Raw genomic sequence first — 11,677 nt, 5'->3', positions numbered from 1 at the left:
TCCATTTTAGAATGGAGGTTGGATTATGCACGGCAAAAAGCATTACTATGTATCGGTAACCCATAATCTTATTGAACAGACCAAGAACGAATCAACACCGTTTGAAATCATGGTGCACGATGAACAGCTAAACCGGCTGAAAGACCTGATGAAAGTGCTGGAGGATGAAGATGCCTATACATTGCAACGGGCCCCGGTACCCTACAAATCGGCTGATCATGACGAGGCTACAGAACAATTCTCAGATGGCATGACGTTGTTGTACACGTTTCTTTACGACCATGGCACTCCGGATACCCGGCAGGCGATTGAGAGTATGAATGTACTTTCACGGCTGCAAGATACGGATTATGATGATCCGGGGTATGAGAACTCACCGCTGAATAAATGAACCCTTATCACAAAGACTTCCACTCCGATGAATTCAGGCCAATGACCTGCTTCAGGAGTAACGGGAGTCTTTATTTTTTTACAATTCAGCCCCAATAGTATCATTATTGATACTATAAACCAAAAATAATACTACTGTTTATTTTAGATATTAAACTATATATTTTATATATAACTTATTTATGCGAGGGGATAACTATAGCGATGGGAAATCCAATCATGATGAAAGCGTTAGGATATTACGAGCCTGGGCTAGAGACCGACATACCACCATTTCAGGAGGTAGAAGTTGAGAAACCAAAACCTACAGGAAAGGATTTACTCGTTGAGGTGAAGGCGGTGTCTGTCAATCCGACGGATTGGAGATCGCATCTTTCCAAACATCCGGACGATTTATCCCTGACCGTGCCTGGTCGTGATGTAGCGGGAATAGTAGTGGACATCGGCTCCGATTGCAATTTGTTCAACGTTGGTGACGAAGTGTATTATGCGGGGAGCAATATGCGCCCAGGCGGACACAGTGAGTTTCATTTAGTAGATGAACGGATTGTCGGCAGAAAGCCAAAAAATCTGGATTTCGCCCAGGCGGCAGCTTTACCTCTGACAAGCCTTACGGCAGGAGAAGCTTTTTTTGAACGCTTAGGCATTTCCAGAAATGCATCGGATAATGAGGGTAACAGTATGCTTATTATCGGGGCAGCGGGAGGCGTCGGATCGATCGCTACTCAATTAGCCAAGTTGGCTGGACTTAAAGTTATAGCAACTGCCTCTCGTCCCGAATCAGTCTCTTGGGTAAAATCAAACGGAGCAGACCACGTGATCAACCATCATCAACCATTTGGACCACAACTTAAAGATCTCGGACTCGCTGGTGTACAATATATTTTCGTGCTAAATCATATAGATGAGCATATGGATGAGATGGCAGAAGTTATTTTACCGCAGGGGAAAATTTGCTCCATTCTACCCTTCGAAAAACCAGCCGAACTTCAAAAGTTATTCTCAAAAAGCGTAACACTCGTTTGGGAAATGATGTTCACCCGTCCGATGTTCCAGACAGATGATATGATTGAACAACATCTTCTACTTAATGAAATTGCAGATCTAGTAGATGCTGGCAAGATTCATACAACGATGGCCGAGCGGATTAAACCTATTAATGCAGCTAACCTGCTGGAAGCCTACAGAAAGAGCAAATCGGGCACTGCAATTGGCAAAATCGTGTTAGAAGGGTTTGAAAAGTAAACATACATCCGTTTTGTCTGATTATGATCGATAAATTAACCAAAGGGTGTTGTCTCTCCATTGATAAGATAGAGAAACAACACCCTTTAATATCACGTTAGATTCAATCTCTATATCAGTCCAGACGAATCTCTTGACCTTTTTCGGCTGACTCATAAATTCCGCTCAGCATCCGAGTCGAAGCCACACCATCCGCAATGGGACTGATGGGCTCGGTACCATTCAGACAGCAATCCACAAAGTGATCAATCTGGTTCTGGAAGGCGCCGTGAATATCTAGACCTTTATAGTCAGTCTGAGGTTCAATGTTCAGAATCGTATTGTGTTTCTCGGTGACAATTAGCGTCTCGGGCTCCAGCTCAAACCCACCACGCTCGCCGTACAATCGGACTGAAGATTCTTCCCCACGTGCATGCAGGGTAAAGCTCACATCTACCGCCAAAGAAGCCCCATTCTCGAAGCGAATCAGCGCATTCGCCATATCCTCCACATTGTTGACAGCAGAACTGTAATCTGCGGCTTTGTAAAAAGAAAGATGCTCGACATGGGCACGATTGCCCAGTTTTCGATACGTATTTCCACTCACCGAAACAGGTTTCGGTTTGCCCATCAGATACCAGCATTGGTCGATAATATGTACACCAAGATCAATAAGCGGGCCACCGCCGGAACGGTTTTTGTCCGCAAACCATCCTCCGGGATTTCCCAAGCGACGCAGGATAGAAGCTTTGGCATAATACAATTCGCCAAACTCACCCGCATCAATGAAACTACGCATCATCTGCATATTGTTATCATAACGACGCACAAATCCCACGACAAAAGTACATCCGCTTTTCTTCACAGCCTCTTCGATCCGCAGCGCATCTTCCACATTGGTGGCTACCGGTTTTTCAAGCAGCACATGTTTACCTGCCTCCAGGGCAGCGATGGCAAATTCGGCATGCGTATTATTCCACGTACAGATACTAACGGCATCCACATGCGGATCCTTCAGCATCTCGCGATAATCGGTGTACACGGATTGCGCATCATACTTCTCAGCAGCCGCGGCTGCACGCTGTTCGTTCAGGTCACAGATGGCGTAAATGACGGCATTCTCGTTCTTGGCATAACACCTCATATGAAGATCCGAGATGGAGCCTGTGCCAATCATGCCGATATGCAACATTTTGCTAGTACTCATCTTCTTCCTCCCTTCCTTTTCCAGAACATGAATATCGTCTAGTCTGCCCTGAGCATGCCTTTGTAAATCCCTGGTGTTGAATTTTCGATCTTCACGGCCCCCAAGGTCTGAGCATAGAAATCAACGGGTCCCGCCGATCCAATAATCGCGTAAGCGTAACCATCTGTCTTCATGGCGTGCATACAGGCCAACAGCAGCGCTGTACCGACACCTTTGCCCCGTGCCTCCTGACCAACACCTGTTGGACCAAAGAAATTACGACACGTTGCTTCATAACAAGCGAAGCCGATCATTTTCCCATGCTCAAGCGCAATATAACAAGTCACGGGTTGACGTGCAAAAGCTACATCACATTCATCCACCCAGGGCTGGCTAAAATGGGATCTCACCCAATCCAGCACAACCTGCTTCTCTGGTGCGATGGCTCTTCGGATGACAATGGAGGACTCCTCCAACTTTTTCAGTCCACTCTCTTGCTCTGGCAAATGGTAAAGCGCAACCAACATATCACTCATATGATTGCCCCCCTCCTCATATTTGGATGCTCCACAACCCCATGTAATCCTAGGTTAATTCAAAATCTGAATCACACGATCTTCCACTTATTGATCCTTAACCGCATCCCGCTTCTTATAACCGGCTATTGGTCTGTTTTTCAAATAATAGACTAACATGCTGCTCACATTAATTACCTCAAAGTGCAACACTGGACGAAGTTGTCCCGTCTATAAGGTTGGAACGTGGCCTTAATAGGAGTTTACCGCGTCATAACCAAGATGAGAAGGGATGAAATCAACGATGAACAACAACATGAAAAAGGTTAGTGCCCTGATGGTCCTGTCCTTGGCCCTGGGCGGGGGAGCCGCATACGCTGCAAACCTGGACAGCACTCAGCCCATCAATTCAACTTCCGTATCAGCCGACAGCAAAGGAACTGAAGCCGTAAAAGTATCTGTGAACGGGGCACCGATGGCTGACGGCTATTGGAACAAAGATGGTCAAGAACCCATGATCGCGCTGCGTGATCTCACCGAAGCACTTGGCATTGAACTGAAATGGAACAAAGAAAACAAATCTGCTGAGCTGACAAAAGGTACCCTCTGGACACTCGTCACCACAGGCAAAGACCAGTATTCAGTTAATAAAATGCTGCTTAAGCTGGGAACAGCACCTGAAATCACAAATGGTACATTGTTTGTACCCGCTTCTTTTGCAGATAAAGTACTGCACGCACAAGTGAATACAAAAGGTAACCAAGTAACCATCTCCAGTAAAGAGGAAGTGAAAACTGTTACTGAGCGTGGGGTCATTACGGGAATTAACAGTGAAGGCAAATATCAATCCATCCATATCGGCGGTGCAGGTACAGATGGTATCGTCCTTTATGTTGGTGAAGATACCGTGTTCAAATCCGCGGATGGCAAAGATATCAAGCTTACTGATCTGACTATTGGCATGAACGTGGAAGCTGAGCATTCAGAGATTGCAACCCTCAGTTTACCGCCGCAAACACCTACTTACAAAGTCACTGTACTGGATACTGCTGCTTCGGAATCCGAAGCACAACCAAAAGAAGTTCTGGGTACAGCAGGTACGATTGAAAATGTAAAAACAACAGAAGATAATGGTACTCAGATCGAGATCTCCGGCTCCCGTCTGACAGAGACAGCACCTGACCATGTTATTCTTAACATTAGCAAAGATACAGAACTGGTGAATCATCAAGGGGAAACGATCAAAGCAGAGGAACTGACCAAAGGGGCCAAAGTGATTGGTTTCTATAGCCCCGTCCTGACTCGCAGCCTGCCTCCAATCGGAACGGCTTGGAAAGTAGTAATCGAAACACCAGCCGATCAACCTGAAGCGAAATAAGCTGCCAGAAAAGAAGGCTAGCCTTCTTTATGCGTAGAGCACAGCAGATCTAGACCACACTATATTAATGCAGAAATAACCTTATCCCACGATTCCTCCTTCATGGAGGTTGGGGTAAGGTTATTTCTCGATCCTGCATTTATATATATATGTACGTAATAGCTCTATTCCGTTATTGTTATTTCGGCATCAACTTCAGCTTCTGCTTCAACAATCGCTTCTGCCTCAATCTCCACCATCAGCAAAGGGTCAATGAGTGCACTAACCTCTACCATCGTGGCGACAGGCTGGATCTGACCAAAAAATTCACCATGAGCCTTGCCCACTTCTTCCCAACGGGAAATGTCGGTAACAAACATGCGGGTTCTCACGACATGAGACATGTCTGCTCCCAATTCTTTCAGTGCATTTTCGATGGTCTGCAAAATAAATCTCGTCTGTGCATATGGATCACCTGCTCCAACCACAACACCGTCCTGCATGGCTGTAGTACCCGCAACCTCAATTCGGTTGCCAACACGAATGGCACGGCAATATCCTACAAGCGGCTCCCATGGAGAACCGGTAAACACTTGCTGTCTGTTCATTCTGCTTTCCCTCGCTTTACATGTGATTTGGACTCCTGATTAAACATGAATCATATCAGCCTGCCGACCTGCTGAACAAGCAAATAAAATAGGATATAACTGAATTTAGCTCAAACCAAAAAGCCCCTGAAGTGATCTCCCGTGCCTTGGACAAGGGTGAATCATTCAGGGGCTCTATGAAATTGAGATCCTAGTCTTCAATCAAAAGATGAAGCACCAGGCTTACAGCTTGATATTAGCCTCATCAAAGTATTCTTCAAGTGTCAGTCCACTTTTCACAACATCAGGAGCCAGATCAGTGCCGACATAGCGAATATGCCATGGCTCGTACACATAGCCGGTTATCCCTTCCTCACCTTTTGGATAACGGATGATGAACCCATATTCTGCTGCATGCTCAGCCAACCACTGGCCTTCTTTCGATGTGCCAAACACCTCTTCTATGGCATTGCCTACACTTGGACTGGAAACGTCAATTGCTAGTCCGGTCTGATGTTCGCTGTGGCCTGGCACAGAGCTTACACGATCCGTGTATTCTTTACCTTTGGTTTTGACATTGTTGTTATAGATCGAAACCTGACGCTGATAAGAACGATATCCAGATACCGCACGAAGCTCAATGTCGTCCGCTTTGGCACCGGCGAACAGCTTCTCCAACGCCTCAGCAGCTTCCTTGCGCATATGGCGCTTTTCATGCGGCCCGTCGAAGGAAAAAGGTACGTTAGGCTCAACCAGATCATCCGGCTCATATCCTTCTGGCAAGCTGCGCTGTTTGTTAACGATCACTGTCATCGCTTCTGAATTGGTCACTACCGCTTGTGCATCAATCGTCGTTTGCAGCGCGCTAATGCTGCGTTTCTCCATTAGGGGATCCTCTGATGTGGCTCCATTGCCTGCGTCAGAAGAACCCTCTCCCCCAGTTGAAGCATCGCCGGAACCACTATCCGTATCATCATTGTTATTGTCCGAAGATGAGCTGTCTGTGTTGCTGCCATCCTTGCCAGTATCCTCAGTCAAATGAACCGTGGTACCGTCCGACTCTTGCTGTGCGCTTCCTGCTGCGTTCAGATTCTGGTTCTCCTCTGAGCCCGAACCGTCCTGGCAAGCGGATAACAAAGCTCCGCATATCATAAGTGAGGACAGCATAACCGCAACTTGGCGCTGTCGTCCTGTACGTAATTTCATGTAAAAACTCCTATCGCATATTGTAATAATGATTGCAGTATTCGTGCATGTGGGCTTGTCTTCCCCTGCGACAGTATACCTTAAATTGCAGCGAAGCTCCACCGGTAAAGACCTCCTTGAGAGGAGGTCACCCTAAAGATATGCCGGGTGTACAGCTTGTACGGTCGTTTTTTGGACTTTTAGAGCCCTATCCCAAGGTTCAACGCCATAGAAGCGAATTAAAAATGTATATTTCCATTTTGGATAAAAAGGATTATGCCGATGCACATCACAAACAAGCGGGGGATGATCTAAGATCTCCCCCGCTCTGAATGATGCATCATTTGGTTGCCGGGCTGTCCTTCTTCTTCTTCTTTTGGACAGCCTCCCACATCCGCGCAGCTACGCGCTCGCGGATCAATGCCAGCCCTGCGGTGGCAGGCACGCCTGGCAGCAGCGCCGCCAGTTCCGGCGTTGCCGGGGGTTTCCCCGGCTGCGCCAGCCGCACCTTCACGGCGCCGAAACCAGGCCCCGGCTGGTGCATGGCGCCGTCCGCGGCTGCCTCGGCGATCCACTCGCCGACGGCTGCGCCGCCTTCGCCGCCCCGCGCCTGCGGGCGGCCGGCCGTTTCGGCTGCGCGGCCGGGGCCGCTGGGATCATGGGCGAGTTCCTCCGCCCATGATCCCAGCACGCCGGCGAGCAGCGCTTCGCGCGGCAGGCCGGCGTGCGCCAGCTGCAGCAGCGGCTCAGCCGCGAAGCGCGCGGCAACGGCGCGCTCAGCGGCCGAGGCATGCGCGCAGCCCGTGCGGCCGCAGGTGCACGTCGCTGCGCCGCCCGCGCTAAGCGAGCCGCCCGCGGCTGTGCCCTGCTCTGCCTCGCTTGGCGCAGCGGGCAGCAGCCCGGCGAGCTCCGCCGGGGCAGGGCCGCCGCGCAGCAGCGCGTACAGCGCCAGTGGACGCTTGCGCAGCTGTGCCAGCACAGCCTCGCGTTCAGCTTCACTGAACTGCTGCAGCGTGCCTGTTACTGTGAACAAGCCTTCGGCTGATTCAGTCTTGCCTGCGGCTGCTAATACCTCTTTGCTTGCATCAGACGCCGCACTTACTTCTGCTGTCCATCCACCGGGGGACATATGCAGCTCCACATTCCATTTTTCGCTCACAACAATCCCCCTTCCTGTCACTATATTTTGCATGTACTATTTATCTCGCAACCTACAGCCATGTCTCGCCCTGAAGCGAGATCAGACCGCGCAGTTCATCATCCGACATCTCGGTCAACCAGTTCTCACCAGAACCGACCACTTGCTCAGAAAGTGCCTTTTTACTCTCAATCAGCTCATCAATCCGTTCCTCCAGGGTACCCTGACAGATCAGCTTATGCACCTGTACGTTTCGATTCTGCCCAATTCGGAATACCCGGTCTGTCGCCTGATTCTCCACCGCAGGATTCCACCAGCGATCGTAGTGAACGACATGACTGGCACGCGTTAGATTCAGGCCCACACCCCCGGCACGAAGAGACAGGACAAACAATGATGGGCCCTCCCCTTTTTGGAAAGTTTCCACCATATCATCCCTTTGCGACTTCGAAACGCCGCCATGCAGGAAATACGGTTCTTCCTCATACCTTTGTGTAAGCCTGGATACGAGCAGTTCCCCCATCGCCACATACTGAGTGAAAATCAGCGCAGATTCCCCGTTGTCACGGATCGCATCCACCAATTCCAGCAAACGTTCCATTTTTCCGGATGCTTCAGCCTTGCCATGTTCCTTCCGGCTGCTGTCCGCCAGCACCGGATGATCACAGATTTGCTTCAGCTTGGTCAGTGATGACAACACAATTCCCTTACGGGCGATACCGTTTCGTCCATCCAATCCGCCCATCAGATCATCCACCACCCGCTGATACAGAACGGTCTGCTCTGGTGTCAGGGAACAATAGGATTTCAGTTCAAGCTTCTCCGGCAGATCCTTACGGATATCCGGATCACTTTTCAGCCTACGCAGCATAAAGGGCGATACAAGCCGATGAAGCTCACGCAAAGAAGCTGCATTTTCTTCGGATGGTCCCAGTCCGGTATAGCGCTGGCGGAATGAAGAAGCCGTACCCAGATACCCCGGATTGAGGAATTGGAAAATGGACCACAGTTCGCTTAGTCGATTCTCCACTGGCGTACCCGTCATCGCAATGCGATGCGGCGTAGACAGACGCATGACGCTTTGAGCTTGCTTTGTACGGTAATTTTTAATATATTGCGCCTCATCCAGCACAACGGTAGACCAGTGCAACGAAGCCAGATCCGGGCCATCCCGGCCAGCCAGATGATAGGTCGTCAGCACAATATCATGGGACTGCGCTTCTGCCTGGAAGGCATTGCCGTGCAACCGTTGTCCGCCATGGTGAATATATAACGACAGATTCGGGGCAAACCGCTTCAGCTCACGCTGCCAGTTTCCAAGCAACGAGGTAGGGCACACAATAAGTGCAGGCAGATGCGCATCATGCACGTGCGGCTGTTCAACGTTCGCGGATTCTTCTTCCATCCCCATAAACGCTTCGTGCTCACGTGCTTCCTCCGCCGCGGCTTGCTGTTCCTCATGTTTCAAGTCCAGCAGGCAGGTAATAACCTGAATCGTTTTCCCCAGTCCCATATCATCGGCAAGACATACTCCGAACCCAAGCTCACGCATGGCGGATAACCATTGGTACCCGCGCTCTTGATAGGGTCTCAACTCGCCATGCAGCTCTGCCGGAACCTGCCGAGGCTCAATACTGCGGAGCACCTGTCCGTCGAGCAAAAAGGATAGCAGCCCCTCGGATTCCGCACCAAAGACGGAAAGCCCCTTCCATGCCGTATCTTCGCCTTCTTCCGCTGCCAGATGCAGCCATTCGGAGAGTGGCATATATTGTTCTTCTTCTTTTTTCATATAACGCAGAACCTGACGAATCTCTTTTGTATCCACTTCAATCCATTCGCCGCGGAACATCACATAAGGTACCGTTGCTTCTGCAAGGGCAGCCAGCTCCTCCGCCGTAACAGGTTTGCCGTCCAGCATCGGTTCTGCCTTAAAGGCAACCAGCTGCTCCATACCCAGTGCAGACGGGGCCCCAACCGGTCTTTCTATTCCCCGATTGAGCATTTGCAGACGCAGTCCAGCGCGGCGTTTCCCTGCACGGCTCCAGCGGGAAGGCATTAACACCGTTACTCCCGCCTTCTGCAGACGAGGCACAGCATAGGTCAAAAATTCAAAAAAGGCTTGCTGTTCCAGCTTCATTCCTTCCGGTCGTGCATGAAGAAGCGCCGTTTCCAGCTCCGGTGCCAGTTCTGATGCATGCCCCAGCGCCATCAGGAGCTGTTCTGCAGCTGAAATATAACGTACTTTGCCTCGGTCCAGATCTCGTTCCGGATGTGCCCAGATCGTACGTGCAGGCAATCTCAGGCCAGATTCCTGCACACTGTCTGCCCAGAAGGTAATCCCCCACAATGATTCATGATCACCTAAGGGCGGTTCCAACCGCAGTACCAGCTTCAACTCACCTTCCGTAGGAGCCGTTTCTTCACTGCCTACCACGGGTTTCGCTGTACCGCCAGCTTCTTGCAGCGTTCCAATGAGTTCTGCCATTTCCTCCGTAGGTCCCTGCACCGTCACCGGGCGGAACATCGAGATCAGACTATTCCACCACAGCTCTGCTACCGGAGAGGACCCACGCCGGAATGGCGTGCGGTAACGAGACAGCTCACTGTCCATGCTTTCCATCTCACCCGTGACAACCGCATGGATCATTCCACTCATAAATGAGAATAATACGGCCGCTCCCGCTTCCTCCCGTGATTCCGGTTCAGAAGATGCGTATGCTCCGGGAGCAGACAATCCGATCGGCGGCATAGATTCCGCCAACTCCCGGAATCGTTCTACATCCGCTTCCTGCAACAGACGTGGACGCCATACACCTGTCAGCGTTTCCTGTCCGGTGCGACGACGCGCCCCCGTCTTGGCCGCAAACTCAGCGGACGGAGCAAATTCTCCGCGCAGCAGCAGTTCCTGTGTAAACTGTGCTGCTTTTACCCAGTAGCGAATCTCTTCTCCGGCCTCAATTCCTGCCGCATTCAATATACTGTCGTCCCAATGGAGCAGCAGCTTGAATGTATCTTTGGGCGAGATTGCGAGCCCTTCCAACGTCCGTCCGAGCAATTGACGTCGCTTCGTACCCTTCGCTTCCGCGGCATTACGCATCGGATTGGGCCAACGAAGCTCCGCAAGACGCAGAGCGGCAGGCTGAAACAGACGACCCCCGTCGCCAAAATTCAGCTTCCGTACCACGTGGCTCCACGCATCCACACGTGGTTCCGATGTTTCACCGGAAAAACAAAAAAATACGTCACCAAGCCATACTCCATACAGCGATTGCATCATTACAGTCTCCCGTCATCCCTTCGCATTGTTACTCTCCATCATATACGAAAATGCTCGGATTTAAAAACTTTTACGGATAAAAAGTGCTACATTACTTCAAAAAACCATCTTCAAACCACTTCATACTATATTATGTATGCCTGTTAAAAGGTGAAACACACCGCGTCATTGCATTAAGGATAAGGTGATCACAATAAAAAATGCCCCTCATCCCCACAAAGGGGTAAGGAGCATTATTATAATCAAGCGGTTATGTGCTTTGTATATAACATTTCAGCGTGCGTTTACTGCAATTTGGTTAAATTACCGAGCAATACATCCAAATTAAGAATACCGGCTTCATGATCGTCATTGTGTGCGATTTCCTTAAATATTCCCGTTGTGTAACGACGATATTCTTCTGTAGGCTCTTCAAACCGATCATACATCACCACGGAATCCACGGAATCGACGACGAGCGGTACATAATCGTCGTGGTAAGGCACAACAATGATACGAGTAGAAGGTGTAGTCTGCTCGTCAGGCAAGCCGAGCAGGACGCGTAAACTCACAACAGAGACCACTTTGCCGTACAAGGGCGTGAAACCCTTAATCTCAGGACTGCCAAAAGGAACGGTGGTTACCGGGAGCATTTTGATAATTTCATGAACTTCATCAATACGAAGCGCACAAATCTGATTTCCGACCGAGAAATTGATGTATTGAATTTGAACTTCCTCATCCATAGATGTTTTCATACCCTTCTTGTCTTCAGTTTAAAATAGAAGCTTTTTATAGTCATCTTGATCATGAATAATTACATTTCATGTTGCATTCTC

The 11,677-nt window shown here is 49.7% G+C and carries 10 protein-coding genes; 3 read left to right on the top strand and 7 right to left on the bottom strand.

The window, feature by feature from the left end; translation table 11 throughout:
• Positions 1-25 precede the first annotated feature (25 nt).
• Both BLV50_RS23315 and BLV50_RS23310 read left to right on the top strand, forming a co-directional pair.
• Positions 26-391 (top strand): hypothetical protein, encoded by a 366-nt coding sequence (locus BLV50_RS23315; protein WP_256338031.1) that lies wholly within the window; start codon positions 26-28, stop codon positions 389-391.
• 203 nt (positions 392-594) lie between these two features.
• Positions 595-1,635 (top strand): zinc-binding alcohol dehydrogenase family protein, encoded by a 1,041-nt coding sequence (locus BLV50_RS23310; RefSeq protein WP_090810273.1) that lies wholly within the window; start codon positions 595-597, stop codon positions 1,633-1,635.
• A 115-nt stretch (positions 1,636-1,750) separates the two neighbouring features.
• Here the strand turns inward: BLV50_RS23310 and BLV50_RS23305 are convergent, their stop codons facing one another.
• Entirely contained in the window at positions 1,751-2,821 is a 1,071-nt protein-coding gene (locus BLV50_RS23305; RefSeq protein ID WP_090810271.1) for a Gfo/Idh/MocA family protein, read from the bottom strand.
• 38 nt (positions 2,822-2,859) lie between these two features.
• A complete protein-coding gene (locus BLV50_RS23300) occupies positions 2,860-3,336 on the bottom strand; it encodes a GNAT family N-acetyltransferase (RefSeq protein ID WP_072734885.1) in 477 nt (158 codons plus the stop codon).
• A gap of 295 nt (positions 3,337-3,631) precedes the next feature.
• Between BLV50_RS23300 and BLV50_RS23295 the strand changes: the two genes are divergently transcribed.
• Entirely contained in the window at positions 3,632-4,693 is a 1,062-nt protein-coding gene (locus BLV50_RS23295) for a copper amine oxidase N-terminal domain-containing protein (protein WP_218135421.1), read from the top strand.
• Positions 4,694-4,857: 164 nt separating this feature from the next.
• Here the strand turns inward: BLV50_RS23295 and BLV50_RS23290 are convergent, their stop codons facing one another.
• From BLV50_RS23290 to BLV50_RS23270, 5 genes are all read right to left on the bottom strand, one after another.
• Positions 4,858-5,280 (bottom strand): RidA family protein, encoded by a 423-nt coding sequence (locus BLV50_RS23290; RefSeq protein WP_063568364.1) that lies wholly within the window; start codon positions 5,278-5,280, stop codon positions 4,858-4,860.
• Between the two features lie 222 nt (positions 5,281-5,502).
• A complete protein-coding gene (locus BLV50_RS23285; RefSeq protein ID WP_064642532.1) occupies positions 5,503-6,465 on the bottom strand; it encodes a M15 family metallopeptidase in 963 nt (320 codons plus the stop codon).
• Between the two features lie 319 nt (positions 6,466-6,784).
• Positions 6,785-7,603, bottom strand: a complete 819-nt coding sequence (locus BLV50_RS23280; protein WP_090810267.1) for a hypothetical protein — start codon at positions 7,601-7,603, stop codon at positions 6,785-6,787.
• Positions 7,604-7,655: 52 nt separating this feature from the next.
• Positions 7,656-10,859: a DEAD/DEAH box helicase gene (locus BLV50_RS23275; protein WP_090810265.1), complete on the bottom strand. Its 3,204-nt coding sequence runs from the start codon at positions 10,857-10,859 to the stop codon at positions 7,656-7,658.
• Positions 10,860-11,143: 284 nt separating this feature from the next.
• Positions 11,144-11,596 carry a chemotaxis protein CheW gene (locus BLV50_RS23270; protein WP_090810264.1) on the bottom strand — a complete coding sequence of 151 codons (453 nt, stop codon included), beginning with the start codon at positions 11,594-11,596 and terminating at the stop codon, positions 11,144-11,146.
• Positions 11,597-11,677: the final 81 nt, after the last annotated feature.

Source organism: Paenibacillus sp. 276b, assembly GCF_900107875.1.
GTDB classification, from domain to species: Bacteria; Bacillota; Bacilli; order Paenibacillales; family Paenibacillaceae; genus Paenibacillus; species Paenibacillus marchantiae.
This window is presented reverse-complemented; position numbering and strand designations above follow the sequence as displayed.

What these genes read in the sequence shown, in the direction of transcription:
- BLV50_RS23315 (WP_256338031.1), top strand. Translation starts at nt 26, where the DNA reads ATGCACGGCAAAAAGCATTACTATGTATCGGTAACCCATAATCTTATT.
- BLV50_RS23310 (WP_090810273.1), top strand. Translation starts at nt 595, where the DNA reads ATGGGAAATCCAATCATGATGAAAGCGTTAGGATATTACGAGCCTGGG.
- BLV50_RS23305 (WP_090810271.1), bottom strand. Translation starts at nt 2,821, where the DNA reads ATGAGTACTAGCAAAATGTTGCATATCGGCATGATTGGCACAGGCTCC.
- BLV50_RS23300 (WP_072734885.1), bottom strand. Translation starts at nt 3,336, where the DNA reads ATGAGTGATATGTTGGTTGCGCTTTACCATTTGCCAGAGCAAGAGAGT.
- BLV50_RS23295 (WP_218135421.1), top strand. Translation starts at nt 3,632, where the DNA reads ATGAAAAAGGTTAGTGCCCTGATGGTCCTGTCCTTGGCCCTGGGCGGG.
- BLV50_RS23290 (WP_063568364.1), bottom strand. Translation starts at nt 5,280, where the DNA reads ATGAACAGACAGCAAGTGTTTACCGGTTCTCCATGGGAGCCGCTTGTA.
- BLV50_RS23285 (WP_064642532.1), bottom strand. Translation starts at nt 6,465, where the DNA reads ATGAAATTACGTACAGGACGACAGCGCCAAGTTGCGGTTATGCTGTCC.
- BLV50_RS23275 (WP_090810265.1), bottom strand. Translation starts at nt 10,859, where the DNA reads ATGATGCAATCGCTGTATGGAGTATGGCTTGGTGACGTATTTTTTTGT.
- BLV50_RS23270 (WP_090810264.1), bottom strand. Translation starts at nt 11,596, where the DNA reads ATGAAAACATCTATGGATGAGGAAGTTCAAATTCAATACATCAATTTC.